A 19,278-nucleotide genomic window follows, 5' to 3' on the forward strand; every position below is an offset into this window, starting at 1 on the left:
TTAGACGATGACGACCTCAACAAACCGCATCACGATCGAACAGGTCAAAAGCCCGATCGGCCGGCCAGGCTCGCAAAAGGCGACCCTGATTGGACTCGGTCTCAATAAAATTGGTCGCCGGTCCTCGTTGGAGGATAGCCCGGCGGTTCGCGGAATGATCGCTAAAGTGGCGCATCTGATCCGCGTCATTGACGGGCAGTGAGGGCTTTGGGCGATGAAACTCAATGATATTTCCGACAATCCTGGCTCTTCCAAATCGCGCATGCGGGTCGGCCGTGGTATCGGCTCCGGCAAGGGTAAGACCTGCGGACGTGGTGTGAAGGGTCAGAAAGCCCGTACCGGTGTGGCGATCAAGGGCTTCGAAGGCGGTCAGATGCCGATTCATCGGCGCCTGCCAAAGCGCGGTTTCTGGAATCCTTTCTCGACTGATTATAACGAAGTCAATCTCGGGCGTATTCAGACCGCGATTGATGCCGGCAAGCTCAATGTGGCGCTTCCCGTCACCATTGAAGCGTTGGTCGAAGCCGGTGTCTGCGCCAAGGCGCGCGATGGCGTCAAGATTCTTGGCAATGGCGAACTCAAGGCGAAGCTGACATTCGAAGTGGCTTCCGCTTCCAAGACAGCGGTTGCCGCGATTGAACAGCTCGGCGGCTCGATTACGCTGTTGAAGGCTCAGCCGGCTGCTGCTGAAGCTTGAGGCTTCGGGCCTGCGCCAAAGCGCCAATCGACAAATTGCTCGTTTCCTTTTAGGGCCTATGCGGTGGAAAATCATTCACCACATAGGCCCTAGATGTTTGGTCAAACGGGTATGACAGGCAAAAGGAGCGTCTTAATCGGCGGTTTTTGGGCTTTTCAATCGTTCCTTTAGGGCGGCGAGGCTGGAGCAGCAAAAGAATTCCACGTTCCATGCCTTTGTAAATGCATCAAATTTATTCGAAAACGGGTATCCATTTTCGGACTTGATGCTGTATTTGAAATCAATGGTTCAACGCATGGACCCAGCCGCGACTTGTGGGAGGCGGGGAGGGGCCATGCCTCAGCGGAGCTTTCAATGGTTTCGGCCGCGGAACAACTTGCATCCAATGTCAATTGGGGGGCCTTTTCTAAAGCCACCGAGCTCAAGCAACGCATCTGGTTTACCTTGGGCGCACTGATCATCTATCGGTTGGGAACGTATATTCCCTTGCCGGGCATTGATCCTGCGGCTTTCGAGGCGAATTTTACCGGTAATCGGCAGGGTGTTCTCGAGCTTTTCAATATGTTCGCGGGCGGCGCCGTGCAGCGCATGGCCATTTTCGCCTTGAACATCATGCCGTATATTTCGGCCTCGATCATCATCCAGCTTTTGACCTCCGTGCTTCCTGCGCTGGAAACCCTCAAGAAAGAGGGGGAGGCGGGCCGCAAGGTCATGAATCAATACACCCGTTACCTGACGGTGATTCTGGCGGCGTTCCAAGCCTATGGCATAGCGGTCGGCCTCGAGAGCCAAGCGGGCGTCGTGACGGAACCTGGGTTCTTTTTCAGGATCAGCACCGTCTTGACCCTGATGGGTGGGACGATGTTTCTCATGTGGCTGGGCGAGCAGATCACCTCGCGCGGCATCGGCAATGGATCCTCGCTGATTATTTTCGCGGGTATTGTCGCGGCTTTCCCCTCGGCCATCCTCAACACTTTGGAACTCGGACGTCAGGGAGCCATTTCAACCGGCGTGATTATCGGCGTCATCATCATGTCGATCGCGGTGATCGCCTTCATCGTCTTCATGGAAAGGGCGCAGAGGCGCGTCCTGATCACTTATCCGAAGCGACAGCAAGGCAACCGTGTCTATGAAGGTCAGACGTCGTTCCTACCTCTCAAGTTGAATACGTCTGGTGTGATCCCGCCAATTTTTGCCTCTTCCTTGCTGCTTTTGCCGACGACGATTGCCAATTTCTCGCAGAATCAGGGTGGCACCGGTATTTTGGCGACGGTCTCGGCCTATCTCGCACACGGACGGCCGCTTTATATGGCTGCCTATGTCGCCTTGATCGTTTTCTTCGCTTTCTTTTATACGGCAATCGTTTTCAATCCGGTGGAAACAGCTGATAATCTCAAGAAGCACGGGGGATTCGTCCCGGGGATCAGGCCGGGAGAGAGGACAGCGCAATATATCGATACGATTCTCATGCGCATAACGGTGCTGGGCGCGGCCTATCTGGCAGTGATCTGTCTTTTGCCGGAAATCCTGATTTCCTATGCCGCGTTGCCGTTTTATTTCGGAGGCACGTCGCTCTTGATCGTTGTCAGTGTCACCATGGATACAGTGGCCCAGATTCATGGACATCTGCAGGCCCATCAGTATGAGGGTTTGATCAAGAAGGCAAAATTGCGGGGGAAACGGAAATGAGGCTTATTCTTTTGGGACCGCCTGGCGCTGGCAAGGGGACTCAATCGGAGCGTTTGCGGGAACAATGCAAAATCCCGCAGCTTTCGACAGGTGATATGCTGCGCGCAGCCGTGAAAGCCGGCACGCCGATCGGTCTGAAGGCCAAGGCCGTGATGGACGCGGGTGGTCTGGTGTCCGACGATATTGTGGTCGGCATTGTTGCGGATCGGATCGAAGAACCTGATGCGCGCAACGGATTCATTCTCGATGGCTTCCCGCGGACGGTCAAACAAGCGGAAGCCCTGACCACTATGCTCCACGAGAAGAAGATGGATCTCGACGCGGTCATCGAGCTTGTCGTTGATGAAAACGCGCTTCTGGCCCGGATCGAAAAGCGCGCCAAGGAAACTTTGGCGGCGGGCGGCACCGTGCGGGCGGATGATAATCCAGCCGCTTTCAAAACGCGTATTGATACTTATCGTGAGCAGACCGCTCCGGTTTCGGCCTATTATGCCAGCCAGGGCGTCCTGAAAACAGTGGATGGGATGGCCGATATTGATACGGTGACGGCTGCGATCGATAAAATTCTCAAAGCCTAAAGCAAAACAGAGTGTCCGACGCGGCGGTTTCGATCAACGAAACCGCCTTTATTTTGCGTTGGATAGGAAACGTCCTAAATATAATACATGAGGTCGGCATCATCGGTTTCGGCAAGCGCCCGCATTTCAGCGAGACTCCGATTGTCGAGAACCATGGCTATGGCGTTCCGGGCCTCCAGCATCAGCAGCCGCACGGTACATTTCTTCTCGTCAGCGCAATCGTCGCATCGACGATAGGACGTCTTGCTGGCGCATTGAATGGGGGCCAGAGGTCCGTCGAGCACACGGACGATATGACCGACCATGATTTCATGAGCCGGCCGGGCGAGTGTATAGCCGCCTCCCTTGCCCTTGCGGGAATTGACGAAACCCGCATTGCGCAATTCCCCGAGAATAGTATCGAGAAATTTCTTCGGGATCTCATTAGCGACAGCAATATCCGTGACCAGGGTCGCTTCGCCGAGCGGCCGCCCGGCGAGATGCACCATGGCTTTGAGACCGTATTTTCCTTTTTTAGTGAGCATCCGAACTCCGATCGGGACATCCCGCGGTCCGCTCGTCCAAGCAAACGCTGCAGTAGAGCGTTTTAAGCAACCGCCTTGGTACGTGTTCGTAAACTACCGATAGGGTTCGAAGGGAGAATTGTCCACAAGTTTCATAGAATTTTAGGTCTCGGTGGGGCCGGGACCGCTTTTTGAACTCGACCGGGATCGGCCAAGCGCCTCAAACCCAGACGGCGGGACTGAGATGAGATCGTTCGCTGGTTTTTAGAGGCAAGAGAGACTTGGGCCTGATTCGGCTAAGTTAATGGAGCACAGGCCTTTGCGAGGGAGGCGAATGGGGCAAGACCTCCCCGGATTGGAGGATGAAGCCGCAGGACTTCAGGCCTTTCGCGGTTGCGCGGCTGGCTTCGACGAGACAATCGACCCTATGGGTGCCGAGTAATTCGGAAGCGGCCAGAATTTCCGTGAATTCTTCCGCGCATTGAGACGCGTGGATCAGAGAAAGCACCAAGCTTTCATCATGGCAGGGGCATTGGCAGGGACTTGGGTGCCAGGAGAGATCGCGGACGGCCTGTTCACGCAGGAGCCGCGTGAAGACATGCAAATCCGCGAAGAGGGCCTTGGCCTTTTCCGTCTCCAGTGTGCCGCGCAGGACTTCCCATGCACGATCCCAGTAGCAGGTTTTGCGTGTGGCATGGCCCGTCATCCAGTAACGATATTGAACGAGGAGCAAATGTTCCGCCGAGGTCTTGGCGGCATGGTTCCTCTTGGGAATGAAGACTGTTTTCTCCGATGCCATGTTTTCATCCTTTGCTGTCTGCCTGGAGGTAGCGCGATGTGTTTCCTATTGAATAATGGGTGTTATTACCCTCAATATGCTTTTGAATTTTTATAATTATTATTTAGATGCCACTTATATTTAATATATACGCTTATATTATCGGGATAATACGAAAATGAACATCATTCAAGTTCTGTTATATTGTATTATTCTAATTCTATACTAGTCGCGCTGGGAACCGAATGGTGCGTCCCGAGTCAAAGAGCTTAACGGCCGATTGGTTCCATGTATGGTATTATAATACCTCATTCGATAAATATATGATTATACATTCGTTCATCGGAAATAAGGCGCTTGACCCGACGCCTTCGCTTGAATAGAAGCTGCTCGAGACTACACGCTGGCTCGTCGAGCTGCGTGGCGGATTCATTTCCAGGCTCTCCTGGCAGGACCATATTTTCATGTTTGGCAAAACTTATTCAGCCAAGGCGGCAGATATCGAGAAGAAATGGGTGGTGATCGACGCGGCCGGTCTGGTCGTCGGACGTCTCGCCTCGATCGTCGCCTTGCGCCTGCGCGGCAAACACAAGCCAACCTTCACGCCGCATATGGATGATGGTGACAATATCATCGTCATCAATGCGGAAAAGGTGGTCTTCACCGGCCGCAAGCGGGATCAGAAGGTCTATCACTACCATACGGGTTATCCGGGCGGCATCAAGGAACGGTCCGCTAAGTTCATCCTCGATGGGCGCTTTCCCGAGCGCGTGGTTGAAAAGGCCGTCGAACGCATGCTTCCGCGCGGGCCGCTGGGCCGCAAGCAGCTCGGCAATCTGCGGGTCTATAAGGGCTCGGCCCATCCGCACGAGGCGCAGCAGCCGCAAGTCCTCGATATCGCCAAGCTTAATCCCAAAAACGCCAGGACTGTCTGATCATGGCTGAAACTCTTTCTTCGCTTCAGGATCTGAAGGCCGCCACCGCCGTTCCGACGGAAGAAGCGCCGGTTTATGCGCAAAAGCTCGATGCTTTTGGCCGTGCTTATGCCACTGGCAAGCGCAAGGATGCGGTCGCCAGGGTTTGGATCAAACCCGGTTCCGGCAAGGTCACCGTCAACGGTCGTCCGCTCGATGTCTATTTCGCCCGTCCGGTTCTGCGCATGATCCTGCAGCAGCCGCTTGGCGTCGCCAAGCGCGTCGATCAATATGACCTGATGGTTACGGTTGCTGGCGGTGGTCTTTCCGGGCAGGCGGGCGCGGTGCGTCATGGCCTTGCCAAGGCGCTCGTCAATTATGAGCCGGAATTGCGCTCGGCCCTCAAGAAGGAGGGATTCCTGACGCGCGATTCGCGTACCGTTGAACGTAAGAAATACGGTAAGAAGAAAGCCCGCCGTAGCTTCCAATTCTCGAAACGTTAATCCGGCGTTTTCGGAGGGAAGTTCCAAGGCGGCTCACGAGCCGCCTTTTTTCTTGTCCTTTTTCTTCTCCTTTTTTCTTTTCATGGGGATGGAATGATGCCGGCACGTCTCTTTATCGATGGTGAAGCGGGAACCACGGGTCTTGGCATCAAGGAGCGCCTGGCTGAACGGAGCGATATCGAACTGGTCAGCCTGCCCGCCGAGGACCGCAAGAACGAAGAGGCGAAACGCGCAGTCTATGCGAGCGTCGATCTGGCCATTCTGTGTCTGCCGGACGATGCGGCGCGGGAGGCGGTCGCCTTGACGGAGGATCTCGGTGCCCGCGCGCCGCGCCTTCTCGATGCCTCCACCGCGCATCGCACTACGCCTGGCTGGACCTATGGCTTTCCCGAATTAACCCAAGGGCAAGCCGAGGCGATCAAAACCGCACCACGCGTGGCCAATCCCGGCTGTTACGCGACAGGCGCCATAGCGCTCTTGCGGCCTCTCGTGGAGGCTGGCTTCGTGCCCTCAGACTGGCCGGTTTCGATTCACGCCGTGTCCGGCTATTCAGGGGGCGGCAAAAGCATGATCGCGGCTTATGAAGCCGGCACCGCGCCTGCTTTCGAGGCCTATGCCTTGGGTCTTGGACACAAGCATGTGCCAGAGATCATGGCCTATGGCCGGCTTGCTCAGCGGCCAATTTTCACGCCCTCGGTTGGCAATTTCCGGCAGGGCATGCTGGTCTTCATCCCCTTGTTTCTCGACGCCTTGCCACGGCACCCAAAGATTGAGGATCTGTCGGCGGTGTTCGCGGCTCATTATGCCGGCAGCACTTTTGTCCATGTTCGGCAGGCCGATGGTTTGGAAAGGCTTGAGCCGCAAGCCTTGAACGGGACCAATGAACTCGAGCTTTTTGTCTGTGGTCCGCAAGGGGGGCATCAGGCGGTTCTGGCGGCGAGACTCGACAACCTTGGCAAGGGCGCTTCAGGCGCTGCCTTGCAGAATGTGGAACTCATGCTCGGGCTCGCCCCGCAAGGATGAAGACGGTCCTTTCCATCTTCATCCCCGCTTTGATGAAAATTCTATAACCATCTTAAGAAAAAGAGGGTTTTAAGATCTTCATTCAATACCGGACCTTGACATAATCGCCGGGAGCATCGGTGATCGCCGGCAATTGGCCCTCACCGGGAATCCGAGCCTTAACCTTTGCTGGTGCTTGGGCGGCGACCCAATTCAGCCAGTCCGGCCACCAGCTTCCCGGATGTTCCTTCGTATTGGCGAACCAAGCGTCGAAATTACCTTCGGGCCGGCATCCCGTCCAATATTGGTACTTCGGCTTGTTGGCGGGATTGATGACCCCGGCTATATGGCCCGAGCCCGCCACCACGAACCGAATATCGCCGCCAAAGAATTTGGCGCCCAGGAAAACCGAGCGTGCTGGAGCGATATGATCTTCCCGGGTTGCGAGATGATAGATCGGGATCTTGACCCGGGCGAGGTTCAGCGGATGACCGTCAAAGGCAATCTCTCCCTTCGTGAGCCGATTGTTGAGATAGAGCTCACGAAGATAAAACAGATAGTTAGCCGCCGGCATTCGCGTTGGGTCTGAATTCCAGGCGAGGAGATCGAAGGCTTTGGGCGGCTGACCTTTCAAATAATTATTGACCACATAGGACCAGATCAGATCCGTCGGCCGTAAGCTATTGAAGGCGTGAGCCATCTTTTCGGCTTCGAGATAGCCGTGCTGGGCCATTTTCTGCTCCAGCATCTGTAATTGTTCCGGATCGATCAGCAAGCGGAGATCACCCGCTTCACTGAAATCCGTTTGCGTCGTGAAGAAGGACGCGCTCTCGATCCGATCGTCCCCGGTTGCCGCCATATAGGCCAGCGCCATCGAAAGCAGGGTGCCGCCGATGCAATAGCCGATCGTTGTGATTTTCTCCTCCCCGCAGGCGAGCCTGATGGCCGTTAGCGCGGCAAACAGGCCACGATGCATATAGGCCTCAAATCCCATATTGCGGTGGCGTTCGTCCGGATTGACCCAAGAGATCATGAAAACGGTCAAGCCCTGGGAGACGGCCCAGCTGACGAAGCTCTTTTCGGGATTAAGATCGAGAATATAGAATTTGTTGATCCAGGGCGGCACGATTAGAAGCGGGCGCTTATAAACTTCATCCGTCGTTGGAGAATATTGTATTAACTCTATGAGTTCATTTCTGAAAACGACCTTTCCAGGCGTTGTCGCGATGTTCACACCCAAAGTGAACTTCGACATATCGGTCTGGCTGATCTTCAGCTTGCCTTTACCGGCTTCGAGATCCTGGGTGAATAAACTCACGCCGCGCACCAGATTTTCGCCGTTGGAGGCGAGCGTTTCGCGCAATAATTCTGGATTGGTGGCGAGGAAATTCGAGGGCGAAAGCGCGCTGGTAATCTGGCGCACGTAATATTTCGCTTTGTCCTTGGCGAATTGATCGACCCCTTCGGCATTATTGATGAGATCGTCTATCCAATTGACGATGATCGCATGAGCTTGGCGAAGAAAATCGAAAAAGGGGCTCTCGCGCCATTCCGGAGCGCTGAAACGCTTGTCGGCGGGATTGACCGGCACGACAGGCTCCCGGGCTTCGCCCGAGAAACGCCAAAGTGTCTGGGTACAGAGCATGAGGAGAGGTGTTACGAGCTTGTTCTGCGCTTCCAGCCGGCGGGCGGGGTCTTTCAACCAATGTTCGGCAATACGTCCGATGCTGCGGACCGCATTGCCGACTTCGCTGGAAATCTCGTTGCGGATTTCCTCCTGCTCCATGGGTTTGAAATAAGTGGCGAGAACTTTGCCAGCTTGTTCCGTGAGCTTCGCAAGATTGCGGGACAGACGCTCGAAATCCGGGGTGGGCGTAGTGTTTTCCCCCGCTTTCCCCTCTGTGCCCTTCGAAACACCGAGAAGAGCCGCATTTTTCGTGAAGGCTTTGGTGATCGTTTCCAAGGTCGGCACCGACAGGGACAAGGGGGCGGGCAGGCCAGGGCGCAACGATGGGGAAACAGACGAAGGGAAGATGAACGGTTTGGGGATACCGTTGGAAAATGCGGCTTTCGCGGGTGCGCCCGTATCGACTTGGGTCGGCTCCCCAGGCGGCAAAATGATTGGCGCTTGGTCCTGAGCGGGCTGTTTCAGGGGCGGTTCATCGACATGAGGAGGGGTGAGCGACATATTTGGCCCTTTCGATTGCGTATCGATCAGCAGATCAGCCGCTTCCGGCGCGAGGCCGGGCACCATTGTGGAGGGCGGCAAAAGGGTCCCGTTTGCTTCGGCTCCAAGTGGTCTGGTCACAGGCGAAGCGACGGAAGAAAGGGTCTTCAAATAGGTCGGGGTGTTCCTTGAGACTTCGAGCATTTTCCGGCGCTGGCGTCCGGTGACGCTGGAACGACGGCGATTTTTCCTAGCCATGTCTTTCCTACCCCGTTGTGCTTGCCCTGTTTCTGTCTGCCTTATTTTGGCTTATGTGCTGAGTCTTTTGAGGCTCATGGTTTCGGATCTTTCCGATTGAGTCCATTGGACCTATATCGGCTGGGAACGTCAATTCCGATCATCGGTTTCAGGCTAATGATAGAGGTGGGATTTTTACGGTCTAGTTGCCAGCCGATGCGACGGGGTAGGGCCCTTTTGCGCATCTTTTTGTGCTTTTTTTTCTTCTCCCTTTGTCTTTGCGATACAGCGGTCAAGGCAGGACAGGCTAAAACGGAGCCAGGAAAACTTTTTGGCGATTCGCCTCTCGACACGCTTTTGAAGACGAGGTTGTGGGCGGATGTCCCGGAAGCCAAGGATTTCGTGCGCGAAAATCGGCCAGCTCCCAATACACTCGATTTTACTCCCTTGACCGGCGCCAGTCCCACGCGTCCGCGAATCAAGAGCAAGGAAGAAATCGAGGCTTTGAAATCGGAACTCGATCAGGCGGCCGCGCAGAGCCGTAGTCGGGCTGGCCTCGCTCCACCAAGCGCAAAGCCGTCGCCAGGCAAGCCCAAGTCCGCGCATCCATGAGCCGGAAAAGGTCTGTAAAAGTATATTTTTCAGAGAGTTATTAGAAAAGTGACGGCCGCGATCCCATATCGGGGAACGATTCGGCCGGAATGATTCCTGCTTTAGCTTGGCCTTTATTACGGTTTTTTCCAAAAAATCGTGCCCTCTCGAGAGCGGATGCTTTAGTGAGGGACGAGTAGGGCCCGCCGGCAAGCTTTGTTTCCGGCAGCGGCGCAGGATTGAATTCGGTTGGCGGGTGAGGAACTAAATGCGCGTTTTGGTAATCGGGGATGGCGCGAGCGAACATGCCTTGTGCTGGAAGCTTGTGGAATCCCCCCTCGTTGACGAACTGGCCTGCGCTCCAGGCGGCGCCGGAGTGGCCAATCTCGCCGAATGCGTGCCGATTTCCATGACCGCGCGCGATACGATTCTCACCCATTGCGACGATAATGAAGTGGAATTCGTCATTGTCGATTCGATCGCGTCCATGGAGATCGCGCTCGTCGATATGTTGAATCGCAACGGCTATCCCTCGTTCGGCCCTGATATGGGCGGCGTCAAACTGGAGTCTTCGAAGCTCTTCGCCAAGGAATTTTGCAAACGCAACACGATTCCGACCGCGCATTGGGAGGCTTTCACCGATGCGGCTTCGGCCAAAGCTTATGTCGCGGGTGCTACCTTGCCACTCGTCGTCAAGAGTGACCTTCGCGTCGATGGCGCCAAGGTGGTGATTTGCCAAACCAAGGAAGATGCCGAGGCGGCGATCGATGCCCGTTTTACAGGGGCAGAAAATCAAAACGTCATCATTGAGGAATTCCTGACCGGCCAGGAAATCACTTATTCGGCCATCACCGACGGCAATGTCGTCTTGCCCTTGACCACGACGACGCCAGCCTGGAACGGCGATAATACCCCCGCCGATCTGCCAGGCTCTCTCTCGCCAGCGCCTGGCGTGACGCCTGAATTAGAGAGCGAATTGGTCGATCTTTTTTTGTTGCCGACCGTCCAGCAGATGAAGGAAGAGCGCCACCAGTTTCGTGGTCATCTGCAAGTCAATCTCAAGCTGACCGCCGAAGGGCCGAAGCTTATGGATTACAAGGTCCATTTTTCAGACCCGGAATGGCAGGTGATCATGCTGCGCATGAAGGGTGATCTGATGCCGGCGCTGATCTCGTCTTTTGACGAGATGCTGTATCGTTTCAACCCGTTCCGCTGGCATGAGGAATCGGCCATGGCGGTTGTCGTGAAGACGGATGGGAAGCGGGATCCGGAGCAGGTTTGCGCGGCCGTTGATGCGGCCGAGGAACCGGACGGCGATATTGTCGTATTCCAATCCTATCAGGACAGGGAATTAGGCATTACCGCATCCGGCAAGGATCTCGATGATGTGCGCAAGCGGCTCTTGGCAGCCACCGAGCGCCTGAAAAATGTGATGAGCTTCGAATAGAGACAGGTTCATTAAAGAAGAAAGCGGCCTTTACGGCCGCTTTTTTAGTTTTTACCGAAAGATGTTGTTGTCCGGCTTGAGAACCGCCATTGGCGGCTTTAAGCCGCTTTTAGCTATTGGTGGTCGCCCATTCCTCGACGAAGTCGGGCATCATCTTGTTGAGCGTGCGCAAAATGCTTTGCGAGCCTTTGCTCATGGCCTCGAAACAGCCGTCCATTTCTTCCGACATATCAAAGCCCTCATGCTCGAAACGAACATGGGTGCTGCCATCGGCGTTAGGCGTCAGGGTCCAGATCGCCATCGTATCGATGAAATGGCCGAACCCCTTGAGTTCCTGATGGCCACCCTTCCAGGTGTAGGAGATCTTCTGGTTTTCCTCGACGTCAAGGACCTGGCATTGGAACTCGCCATCCCACCGCTCGATCGGCCGGCTGCGGAACGTGAATTTGTGACCGAATTCGGGCTTCAGATCGTTCTTCATGAACCAGAGAGCGATATATTCCGAATCGGTGATCGCGCGCCACACTTGCTCGATGGGGAACGGAACATCCGTTTCCGCGACAATGTTACGCGTCGGCTTCGTCTCCTCCGTCATATTCCACTCCTCACTGCAGTCGAACGGAACCGGCTGAATGCTCTGGATTGCTGGGCGAAAGGCCTGATTTTCCCGCATGCTGGCCCGTAAAGGTCCTGCCGTGATGGAGGCAGTATCCATGCCAGTCAGCAGCCTATGGAGGAGGGGAGATAAAGCAAAAGGCGCGAGCCTTGCCCGCGCCTCGAAATAGGATGTCTTTGGACCTTTGATTCGCGTTGGATCATGAAAAGCTTTCGCTTTTCCGGGATCAGAGCGAAACGTAGATGAATTTATCTTTTTTCAAGGTCGGATAATTGTCGCGCAAAGCCTTCGCTACTTTGCCGACCAGGTCCTTGTCTCCAGCCGCTCCCGGCCCGACGAAATCCGTGCCCTGCATCCAGGTTTCGAAGAAACCATGCAGCGTTTCATCGTAATCGGCGCCTGTCGGATTGGCGGTCTTGTCCTGCAGGCTTGCAATCCCGTCGGTGCTGATTTCGAGCCGCCAATCGCGATCGTCTTTGACGGAACCGATCAGCTTGGCGAGATCGGCGTCGGTCCATTCTCCCTTGAGGTCTAAGGGCATGCTCTTCAATCCTTGAGGCGAGCCATACGGCATCGTTGCTGTTACCGCTTTTAATGAACGCTCGCCTCGTCAAAAAAGCAATGATTTCCCCCTCAGGCGGCGGCTGTTTCGACCGTATGAGAGGCCGCGCTAGCGCGCAATTCGCTCAAAAATTCATCGGCGCTCGCAGGGAGCGAAAACATTGGGAAATTCTTTTCGAAGGCGAAATTTTGTTCTTCCTGACTGACCGTCGCGGTGCAGTCTTTCAAGGTCACGACATGGTAACCCTTTTCATAGGCTGAACGCGATGTCGCTTCCACGCAGCAATTGGTCAAGAAGCCGCCGATCCCGAGGGAGGTAATGCCGCGACTGCGCAGGATGAAGTCGAGATTGGTACTGGCGAAGCCGCAAAGGCCGCGTTTGCCTTCAATGACAATATCCTGGGGCTTTGGCGTCAGGCATTCGACGATTTCGGCGCCCCATGTGCCTTTGCGGAAGGAATGTGTATCCACGACCCCTTTCAGAATACCGTAAGGCTTGGCGGACAATTCGTGGTAATCACTGCTGAATTGGATCGGCACGAAAATGATTTGGACGCCGAGCGCGCGCGCCGCCTCAACGAGCCGCACTGTATTGTCCAGCATATGCGTCGCCTGCATCACGGGCTTGACGGCGGCATGCAGGCTGCCCCCTTCCGAGGTGAAATCGTTCTGATATTCGATTAGGACGAGAGCGGTCGAGCGAGGGTCCATCATCATCATCCAGATATAGGAGAAGCGGTCAGGCCATCTTGCCCTTGTCCTTACGCTTTTGACAAGGTGAGGGCTTTCGGCATGATCCAGCTTTCTTGATCGAACCTCGAAAATAGGGCACAAGACGCCACCGGATCGTTCCGAATCCCGATCGTTCGTCTTGTGGAATTCCCCCTTCATGCAGCGACCTCTGCGTGTCGGCATCGCTGGTCTCGGGACTGTCGGCGCCGCCGTGATCAAGCTCCTCGACCGTCAAGCCGAGGCCCTGGCAAGCCGTGTTGGCCGCGCTGTGATCGTCACAGGCGTCAGCGCCCGCGATAAAACCAAGGAGCGCGGGATCGACCTTTCCCGCTTTGTCTGGTTCGATGATCCAGTCGCGCTCGCCCGTTCGGAAGAGATCGATCTCTTCGTTGAACTCATCGGCGGCGCTGATGGCACCGCGCTCGCGGGCGCCGAACAGGCCTTGGCTTCGGGTAAACCGGTCGTCACAGCCAATAAGGCGCTTCTCGCCCGTCATGGCATGCGACTCGCGACTTTGGCCGAGGAAATGAGCCTGGCGCTCGCCTTCGAGGCTTCCGTCGCGGGCGGCATACCCATCGTCAAAACCCTGCGCGAGGGTCTCGCCGGGAATTCGATCGAGCGCGTCTATGGGATTTTGAACGGCACCTGCAATTACATTCTGAGCCGCATGGAAACGGAAGGCCTGTCCTTCGAAGCCTGTCTCGCTGAGGCGCAAAAGCTCGGCTATGCGGAGGCCGATCCGACTTTCGACATCGGTGGTTTCGACACGGCGCATAAGCTCGCCATTCTTGCGTCGCTCGCTTTTGGCACGGCCGTGGACCCGGAGGGGATCAGTGTCGAGGGCATCGAATCGATCAGCCTCGCCGATCTCCAGGCCGCTGACGAATTGGGCTATCGAGTCAAATTGCTGGGTGTCGCCCAGCGTTCTGCCGATGGTATCGAGCAGCGCGTGCATCCGAGCATGGTGCCCAAAACCTCGGCCATCGCACAGGTCATGGGCGTGACCAACGCCGTGACGATCGATGCCGATGCCGTGCATGAATTGACTCTCGCCGGGCCGGGCGCGGGTGGCGAGGCCACGGCTTCGGCCATTGTCGCCGATATTGCTGATATCGCCCGGGGTGTCCGATCCGCTCCCTTTGGTCTGCCGGTCGCGGCCTTGACCAGCTTGCCGCGGCCGCCCATGCGGCTGCATCAGGGCGGTTATTATATCCGCCTTTCGGTGGAGGATCGTCCTGGCGCGGCCGCCGCCATTGCCAAGCGCATGGCGGAGCGGGAGATTTCGCTGGAAAGCATTGTTCAGCGGCGCCGTCCCGGCACTATCGCGAGCGGAGCAGTGCCGGTGATCCTTGTGACCTACGCGACGCATGAACAGACTGTGCGTGAGGCGCTCGATGCCGTCGTCGCGGATGGCTATCTCGCCGCAAAGCCGCAACTCATTCGGATCGAACGGGAATGAGACAATTCGCCTCGTTTTGCCGTTGTGTCATCTGGAAAAGGTAAGGGAATGCGTTAGGAGCGGCTGTTGCGGGATCTGCCGCACGCCGAAGAAGACGTCCCGCTTGGCATTTTCGTCATTTCTCGAATTTTTGCCATTTCCAGGGGATAATAGAAGAACCCGAGAGCGGCTCGCCAGTCGTTCTATATAACGGATGTTATACAAACTGTGCGAGAATAAATCCCGACACTATTGGATACGGAGACGGCAAACTCCGTATCTTCGACCGCTCTTCTTCTGCCAACGGGGACCCCAATGCCTGATCTCCTTATCAAGAGCCCGGATATTAGCGACCGCATCTTTTCCCTGGAATTCGCACGGGTGACCGAGCGTGCCGCCGTGGCCGCCGCGCGCCTGCGCGGACGTGGTGACGAGAAAGCTGCCGACAAGGCTGCGGTGGACGCCATGCGGCGCGAATTGAACCGCTTGCCGATCGACGGCACGATTGTGATCGGCGAAGGCGAGCGCGACGAAGCGCCGATGCTCTATATCGGTGAGGAAGTTGGCCTGCGCGGCGGCCCGAAGATCGATATTGCCGTCGACCCGCTCGAGGGCACGACCTTGTGCGCCAAGGATATGCCGGGCTCGATCGCCGTATTGTCCATGGCTCCCGCTGGCACGCTGCTCAACGCGGCCGATGTTTACATGCAAAAGATCGCCATTGGCCCCGGTTATCCAGAGGGTGTCGTCGATCTCGACGCGAGCCCGACCGATAATATTCATGCCCTTGCCAAGGCCAAGGGTGTCAAGCCGCACGAGATCTCGGTCATGATCATGGATCGCGATCGGCATAAGGATATTATTGCCGAATGCCGTAAGATCGGTGTCGCGATCCGCCTGATTACCGATGGCGATGTCGTCGGCGTAATCCATACGACCGAACCCGAGGAAACCGGCATCGATCTTTATATGGGCATCGGCGGAGCGCCGGAAGGCGTGCTGGCGGCAGGGGCCTTGCGTTGCGTCGGCGGTCAAATGCAGGGACGCCTGATTTTCGATACGCCGGCCAAGATCGAGCGGGCCCATAAGATGGGCATCGCTGATCCCAACAAAAAATATACGCTGAACGAAATGGCTGCCGGCGATACGATCGTCAGCGCGACGGGTGTGACCGATGGCGCCCTTTTGAAGGGGGTGAAATTCGGCAAGGAGATCATCCGCACCGAGACGATCATCTTCCGCTCGGCGACTGGCACGGTTCGCAAGATCCAGGCGGAGCATCGCAAGTTGGACAAGTTCGACAGCGAATGATCTGTTCTTTGCGGGAGGGATTGATCCCTCCCGTTCATGCCTAGAGCATCAAACCGAAAAGTGGACACCACTTTTCGGAAAAATTTGATGCTTTTATAAAAATTTAGAGCATCGCTCATGATTCCGATTTAACGAGCGATGCTCTAGAGCATCGAGCTGGTCCCAAAGTGGGAGCCACTTTTGGTCTGATGCTCTAAGGTGTGGGGTCGCCGTCCTGCCATTCCAGGAGGACGACCTTGCCTTTCTCGACGGTGAGCGCCAGTCTCCCGCTTTTGAGCTCCAGCGCTCTCGCGCCGAACAGTTCACGCCGCCAGCCGGACAGTGCCGGCACATCGGCTTCATCATCGGCGGCAATGGCTTCCAGATCATCGACGGTTGCGATCAACTTGCTGGCGACGCCATGGCTTTCGCTGACCTGGCGCAAGAGAACCTTGAGAAGCTCCACTGTGGCACCGTTGCCGCCGGTCCGTCTTTCACGCTCGATCTTTGGCAAGGATTTAGGATCGCGGGCAAGACCGCGTTCGATGGCCGCGAGAATCTCTATCCCGGCCTTGGTGCGTTCCATGCCGCGGGGAAAGGCTCTGAGATTGGCGAGATGATCGGCTGAGCGTGGCGCGGCCAGCGACAGCTCGATGAGAATATCATCCTTGAGAACGCGGGAGCGTGGGATGTCGCGGCCCTGGGCCTCAGCCTCGCGCCAAGCCGCGATTTCCATCAAAATGGCGAGATCGCGCGGTTTGCGAACGCGATTGCGGAGCCGTTCCCAGGCCGTCTCCGGTGCCTGTTCATAGGTCGATGGAGACGAGAGGAGCGCCATTTCATCGCTGAGCCAGGCGAGGCGGCTGCTGGTTTCCAGCTTGCGGCGCAGATAAAGATAAATATCGCGCAGATAGGTCACATCGGCGATGGCATAATCCACTTGCGCCGGTGACAGCGGGCGTCGCGACCAATCCGTGAAGCGCGAGGATTTATCAAGGCTGACCCTGGTCACGGTCTGCACGAGATCGCCATAGGAGATTTGATCGCCGAAACCGCAGACCATGGCGGCGACCTGCGTATCGAACAAGGGTGTGGGAATGAGCTTGGCGAGGTTCCAGATGATCTCGAGGTCCTGCCGGGCCGCGTGAAAGACCTTTACCGTGGCTTCATTGGCCATCAACTCAAAGAGCGGCGAAAGGTCGAGGCCTTCAGCCAAGGCGTCAACGGCAACAGCTTCCTCTGTGGACGCGAGTTGCACCACACAGAGTTTCGGCCAGAAAGTGGTTTCGCGCAGGAATTCGGTGTCGACGGTTACGAACGGTTGGCGTGCGAGCCTTTGACAAACATCCCTAAGTTCCTGGGTCGAGGCAATCAGAGTCATGGCTTCTGCATAAGCGAACAATCGGGGCCGGCAAAGCGGATTTGCTGAAAATCGGGAAAAACCCCCGTTTTGGTATTGTGCTGGTGTGGCCGGGTGCGATGCAGCAAGAGAATCGACTCTCGCACCGGTTTCAAGCTCGTGCTCAAAGCTCTAAAATCGTGCGATCGTTCCAATGGTTCTCTTATGCGAGTTCTCATGTTCAAAATTTCTGTTCCGATTGCCCTTGCTCTCTTGTCGCTGACGACAACAGTTTGGACGACAGCGACTTGTCTTGCGGAGAAAGCGAAACCGGCGAGCCCCGACGCGCAAATGACTGTAACCAATTATGGGGATTGGGCCTTGCGCTGCCAAGCGGGAGGCAACAAGGATGCCAGGAATTGTGAAGTCGCCCTGACCATCCAGGCGAAGGATCAGACCGCGCCGATCGCCAAGATCGCACTGGGCCGGCCAACGCTCGAGGCGCCGCTCCAGGCGATCGTTCTCCTGCCGACCAATGTTTCGTTCCCCAGCACGGTCAAGCTTTTCTCCAGCGACAAGGACCCCTGGGGTCTCGATTTTACTTGGAGGCGTTGCGTGCAAGGCGGGTGCTTCGCGGAATCCGTGCCGAGCGATGACGATCTGAAACATTGGCGCGAAGCGAAGGGTGACGGCCGTCTTCTCTTCAAGGACGCAAGCGGGCATGATCTCACGATCCCCGTGTCGTTCAACGGTCTCGGACAGGCTCTCGACGCCCTCTCGAAATGAGGGCGTCCGGCATGAAAAGGTTTGGGCCAGTCCGATGGTCAGCTTGGGGCAGGGTAGAGGATCTAATGAAGATCTATGCGGGAGCTCAGCAGGCCTGACCGACCGTTCTTGTCTCGTCACGTTCTTCTTTCCAAATCGCGGTCGTGCCGGTTGGGGATGTCCCATTCCTGTCTGTGGAAGGGCCTCGATCGTTGAAGGAATTCTGGGATTCTTGCCCTGGTGAGTTGAGAGGGTAAGCCGGCCATCGCCGCTTTCTCTCAGCCGGCTTCTGGTTCCCGACGTCGTGACGCCGAACCGAGGTGCCCTGGGAATGGTGAATCACTCTTTTGCTTTTGTTGGTTGTTTCAATTTCGAATTGCTTCAAGCTCTGCCGCCCGCGCGAAAAATTCTTGAATTGGGCTGTGCCAAAGGGGGACACGGACAGAACGACCTGAGCCAAATCTACAGGGCGCAACATCCCGGTGCCTCTTGGACCAGGGTCGATCTCCCGTTTCCGGACTTGAGCAGGGCAAGAGTCCGACAGGAGCGCGATGAAGGGAGGGCCCATTCGGAGATTTTCGCGCAGACTCTCGAACACGCGAAGACGTTCGAGGACCTGGATGTGGGCTATGATTTGATTGTCTGCGATGATCTCTCGCCCTATCTGGAAACGCCTTTGCTGCGGCGCCTCGGGATGATCGCCACGCCAGATGCCAGGCTCTTGTGCGGTTTGCCCATTCTGTATCCGGGCTCAGCTTGCGAACATGATCGGCCAATCAGGGCGATTGAATGTCTGCTCGATGGCGGCTGGTTGCCGCAACTGGCTGCTGGCATGAAAGATTTCAAGGAGCCGAATGGTCTCGAAGGCTTGGGGGCCACAATTCGCCGGCTTGCCTTGCCAGAAATGATGATCGTTAAACACGCGCTGCGTCACCAACTCATCCTGGATTGTACGCGTGTTTCGCTCCTCTCAGGGGAGGCGGAGAAGCAGTTTCGGCCTGAGAAAATGGTTGGCATCGAGAGCAATTCCTTGCCGCAAGACGATACGGACATTCTTTATGCCTTGAGTGCCAATGCGACGACGCTTTCTTTTTCGCTTGTGGCGCATGAACGGTTTGTATCGAAATATGCCAGCCAAGGGCAGCAAATGACTGGATAGTCGAGGTACGAGAAAGGTCTTTGAGCTGGGTTTGGATTGTGTCTTTGGCCGCTCGCACCTCTCTGGGCACAGTCGTCCTGACTACGAAAACGCCATACCTTCCACCAGCTGTTAGCTTACTTGACGTTCGCGTTTGAAATTTAATGTTCGGTTTCCTCGAGCATCAGATCCAAAAGGGGGAGCCACTTTTGGGATCAATTTGATGCGTTTTCAAAAAGATAAAGCATCGGACAGGATTCAATTTGAAAGTCCGATGCTCTAGCCCAACGCCT

The 19,278-nt window shown here is 56.1% G+C and carries 20 protein-coding genes; 13 read left to right on the forward strand and 7 right to left on the reverse strand.

All coding sequences use genetic code 11. The features are described 5' to 3' along the window. Positions 1 to 7: 7 nt before the first annotated feature. From rpmD to BIND_RS06980, 4 genes are all read left to right on the forward strand, one after another. Entirely contained in the window at positions 8 to 202 is a 195-nt protein-coding gene (rpmD, locus tag BIND_RS06965) for a 50S ribosomal protein L30 (protein WP_012384369.1), read from the forward strand. Between the two features lie 12 nt (positions 203 to 214). After that, positions 215 to 697: a 50S ribosomal protein L15 gene (gene rplO / locus BIND_RS06970; protein ID WP_012384370.1), complete on the forward strand. Its 483-nt coding sequence runs from the start codon at positions 215 to 217 to the stop codon at positions 695 to 697. Between the two features lie 354 nt (positions 698 to 1,051). Continuing rightward, the gene (gene secY, locus BIND_RS06975) at positions 1,052 to 2,386 is read left to right on the forward strand and encodes a preprotein translocase subunit SecY (protein WP_012384371.1); all 1,335 of its coding nucleotides are present in this window, start codon (positions 1,052 to 1,054) and stop codon (positions 2,384 to 2,386) included. After that, on the forward strand, positions 2,383 to 2,964 hold the full coding sequence (locus BIND_RS06980; RefSeq protein WP_012384372.1) for an adenylate kinase: 582 nt from the start codon (positions 2,383 to 2,385) through the stop codon (positions 2,962 to 2,964). Before secY ends, BIND_RS06980 begins: the two co-directional genes overlap by 4 nt. Before the next feature lie 74 nt (positions 2,965 to 3,038). On the opposite strand, the gene BIND_RS06985 is transcribed toward BIND_RS06980, so the two are convergent. Together BIND_RS06985 and BIND_RS06990 are read right to left on the reverse strand one after the other, a co-directional pair. Beyond that, the gene (locus BIND_RS06985; RefSeq protein WP_012384373.1) at positions 3,039 to 3,488 is read right to left on the reverse strand and encodes an RrF2 family transcriptional regulator; all 450 of its coding nucleotides are present in this window, start codon (positions 3,486 to 3,488) and stop codon (positions 3,039 to 3,041) included. Between the two features lie 280 nt (positions 3,489 to 3,768). Then, positions 3,769 to 4,266 (reverse strand): hypothetical protein, encoded by a 498-nt coding sequence (locus BIND_RS06990; protein ID WP_012384374.1) that lies wholly within the window; start codon positions 4,264 to 4,266, stop codon positions 3,769 to 3,771. Between the two features lie 443 nt (positions 4,267 to 4,709). Here BIND_RS06990 and rplM point away from each other — a divergent pair, with 443 nt between their 5' ends. The 3 genes from rplM (at position 4,710) to argC (ending at position 6,685) form a co-directional block, all read left to right on the forward strand. Beyond that, the gene (gene rplM / locus BIND_RS06995; protein WP_012384375.1) at positions 4,710 to 5,180 is read left to right on the forward strand and encodes a 50S ribosomal protein L13; all 471 of its coding nucleotides are present in this window, start codon (positions 4,710 to 4,712) and stop codon (positions 5,178 to 5,180) included. A gap of 2 nt (positions 5,181 to 5,182) precedes the next feature. Beyond that, positions 5,183 to 5,662 (forward strand): 30S ribosomal protein S9, encoded by a 480-nt coding sequence (gene rpsI / locus BIND_RS07000; RefSeq protein WP_012384376.1) that lies wholly within the window; start codon positions 5,183 to 5,185, stop codon positions 5,660 to 5,662. Between the two features lie 96 nt (positions 5,663 to 5,758). Then, a complete protein-coding gene (gene argC, locus BIND_RS07005) occupies positions 5,759 to 6,685 on the forward strand; it encodes an N-acetyl-gamma-glutamyl-phosphate reductase (RefSeq protein ID WP_012384377.1) in 927 nt (308 codons plus the stop codon). An 82-nt stretch (positions 6,686 to 6,767) separates the two neighbouring features. Here argC and BIND_RS07010 read toward each other — a convergent pair whose 3' ends face one another. Further along, the gene (locus BIND_RS07010) at positions 6,768 to 9,089 is read right to left on the reverse strand and encodes a PHA/PHB synthase family protein (protein ID WP_012384378.1); all 2,322 of its coding nucleotides are present in this window, start codon (positions 9,087 to 9,089) and stop codon (positions 6,768 to 6,770) included. Between the two features lie 336 nt (positions 9,090 to 9,425). On the opposite strand from BIND_RS07010, the gene BIND_RS21265 reads away from it, so the two are divergent. Both BIND_RS21265 and BIND_RS07020 read left to right on the forward strand, forming a co-directional pair. Further along, positions 9,426 to 9,680, forward strand: coding sequence for a hypothetical protein (locus tag BIND_RS21265; RefSeq protein ID WP_148210580.1), 255 nt, complete (start codon positions 9,426 to 9,428; stop codon positions 9,678 to 9,680). A 247-nt stretch (positions 9,681 to 9,927) separates the two neighbouring features. Continuing rightward, positions 9,928 to 11,106 carry a phosphoribosylamine--glycine ligase gene (locus BIND_RS07020; RefSeq protein ID WP_012384380.1) on the forward strand — a complete coding sequence of 393 codons (1,179 nt, stop codon included), beginning with the start codon at positions 9,928 to 9,930 and terminating at the stop codon, positions 11,104 to 11,106. A 109-nt stretch (positions 11,107 to 11,215) separates the two neighbouring features. Here BIND_RS07020 and BIND_RS07025 read toward each other — a convergent pair whose 3' ends face one another. From BIND_RS07025 to BIND_RS07035, 3 genes are all read right to left on the reverse strand, one after another. Next, positions 11,216 to 11,821 carry an SRPBCC family protein gene (locus BIND_RS07025; RefSeq protein ID WP_244395977.1) on the reverse strand — a complete coding sequence of 202 codons (606 nt, stop codon included), beginning with the start codon at positions 11,819 to 11,821 and terminating at the stop codon, positions 11,216 to 11,218. Between the two features lie 127 nt (positions 11,822 to 11,948). After that, a complete protein-coding gene (locus BIND_RS07030) occupies positions 11,949 to 12,263 on the reverse strand; it encodes a hypothetical protein (protein ID WP_012384382.1) in 315 nt (104 codons plus the stop codon). Positions 12,264 to 12,355: 92 nt separating this feature from the next. Continuing rightward, the gene (locus tag BIND_RS07035) at positions 12,356 to 12,994 is read right to left on the reverse strand and encodes a cysteine hydrolase family protein (protein ID WP_041778559.1); all 639 of its coding nucleotides are present in this window, start codon (positions 12,992 to 12,994) and stop codon (positions 12,356 to 12,358) included. Between the two features lie 178 nt (positions 12,995 to 13,172). On the opposite strand from BIND_RS07035, the gene BIND_RS07040 reads away from it, so the two are divergent. After that, positions 13,173 to 14,474, forward strand: a complete 1,302-nt coding sequence (locus BIND_RS07040) for a homoserine dehydrogenase (RefSeq protein WP_012384384.1) — start codon at positions 13,173 to 13,175, stop codon at positions 14,472 to 14,474. Positions 14,475 to 14,768: 294 nt separating this feature from the next. Then, entirely contained in the window at positions 14,769 to 15,764 is a 996-nt protein-coding gene (glpX, locus tag BIND_RS07045; protein WP_012384385.1) for a class II fructose-bisphosphatase, read from the forward strand. 193 nt (positions 15,765 to 15,957) lie between these two features. Here glpX and rnd read toward each other — a convergent pair whose 3' ends face one another. Then, a complete protein-coding gene (gene rnd, locus BIND_RS07050; protein ID WP_012384386.1) occupies positions 15,958 to 17,124 on the reverse strand; it encodes a ribonuclease D in 1,167 nt (388 codons plus the stop codon). A 195-nt stretch (positions 17,125 to 17,319) separates the two neighbouring features. On the opposite strand from rnd, the gene BIND_RS07055 reads away from it, so the two are divergent. Further along, positions 17,320 to 17,868, forward strand: coding sequence for an invasion associated locus B family protein (locus BIND_RS07055; RefSeq protein ID WP_012384387.1), 549 nt, complete (start codon positions 17,320 to 17,322; stop codon positions 17,866 to 17,868). A 601-nt stretch (positions 17,869 to 18,469) separates the two neighbouring features. Beyond that, the gene (locus BIND_RS21270; protein ID WP_148210581.1) at positions 18,470 to 19,006 is read left to right on the forward strand and encodes a hypothetical protein; all 537 of its coding nucleotides are present in this window, start codon (positions 18,470 to 18,472) and stop codon (positions 19,004 to 19,006) included. Positions 19,007 to 19,278: the final 272 nt, after the last annotated feature.

Origin of the sequence: Beijerinckia indica subsp. indica ATCC 9039 (genome assembly GCF_000019845.1) — a bacterium.
Lineage (GTDB): Bacteria > Pseudomonadota > Alphaproteobacteria > Rhizobiales > Beijerinckiaceae > Beijerinckia > Beijerinckia indica.

What these genes read in the sequence shown, in the direction of transcription:
- rpmD (WP_012384369.1), top strand. Translation starts at nt 8, where the DNA reads ATGACGACCTCAACAAACCGCATCACGATCGAACAGGTCAAAAGCCCG.
- rplO (WP_012384370.1), top strand. Translation starts at nt 215, where the DNA reads ATGAAACTCAATGATATTTCCGACAATCCTGGCTCTTCCAAATCGCGC.
- secY (WP_012384371.1), top strand. Translation starts at nt 1,052, where the DNA reads ATGGTTTCGGCCGCGGAACAACTTGCATCCAATGTCAATTGGGGGGCC.
- BIND_RS06980 (WP_012384372.1), top strand. Translation starts at nt 2,383, where the DNA reads ATGAGGCTTATTCTTTTGGGACCGCCTGGCGCTGGCAAGGGGACTCAA.
- BIND_RS06985 (WP_012384373.1), bottom strand. Translation starts at nt 3,488, where the DNA reads ATGCTCACTAAAAAAGGAAAATACGGTCTCAAAGCCATGGTGCATCTC.
- BIND_RS06990 (WP_012384374.1), bottom strand. Translation starts at nt 4,266, where the DNA reads ATGGCATCGGAGAAAACAGTCTTCATTCCCAAGAGGAACCATGCCGCC.
- rplM (WP_012384375.1), top strand. Translation starts at nt 4,710, where the DNA reads ATGTTTGGCAAAACTTATTCAGCCAAGGCGGCAGATATCGAGAAGAAA.
- rpsI (WP_012384376.1), top strand. Translation starts at nt 5,183, where the DNA reads ATGGCTGAAACTCTTTCTTCGCTTCAGGATCTGAAGGCCGCCACCGCC.
- argC (WP_012384377.1), top strand. Translation starts at nt 5,759, where the DNA reads ATGCCGGCACGTCTCTTTATCGATGGTGAAGCGGGAACCACGGGTCTT.
- BIND_RS07010 (WP_012384378.1), bottom strand. Translation starts at nt 9,089, where the DNA reads ATGGCTAGGAAAAATCGCCGTCGTTCCAGCGTCACCGGACGCCAGCGC.
- BIND_RS07020 (WP_012384380.1), top strand. Translation starts at nt 9,928, where the DNA reads ATGCGCGTTTTGGTAATCGGGGATGGCGCGAGCGAACATGCCTTGTGC.
- BIND_RS07025 (WP_244395977.1), bottom strand. Translation starts at nt 11,821, where the DNA reads ATGGATACTGCCTCCATCACGGCAGGACCTTTACGGGCCAGCATGCGG.
- BIND_RS07030 (WP_012384382.1), bottom strand. Translation starts at nt 12,263, where the DNA reads ATGCCCTTAGACCTCAAGGGAGAATGGACCGACGCCGATCTCGCCAAG.
- BIND_RS07035 (WP_041778559.1), bottom strand. Translation starts at nt 12,994, where the DNA reads ATGGACCCTCGCTCGACCGCTCTCGTCCTAATCGAATATCAGAACGAT.
- BIND_RS07040 (WP_012384384.1), top strand. Translation starts at nt 13,173, where the DNA reads ATGCAGCGACCTCTGCGTGTCGGCATCGCTGGTCTCGGGACTGTCGGC.
- glpX (WP_012384385.1), top strand. Translation starts at nt 14,769, where the DNA reads ATGCCTGATCTCCTTATCAAGAGCCCGGATATTAGCGACCGCATCTTT.
- rnd (WP_012384386.1), bottom strand. Translation starts at nt 17,124, where the DNA reads ATGACTCTGATTGCCTCGACCCAGGAACTTAGGGATGTTTGTCAAAGG.
- BIND_RS07055 (WP_012384387.1), top strand. Translation starts at nt 17,320, where the DNA reads ATGTTCAAAATTTCTGTTCCGATTGCCCTTGCTCTCTTGTCGCTGACG.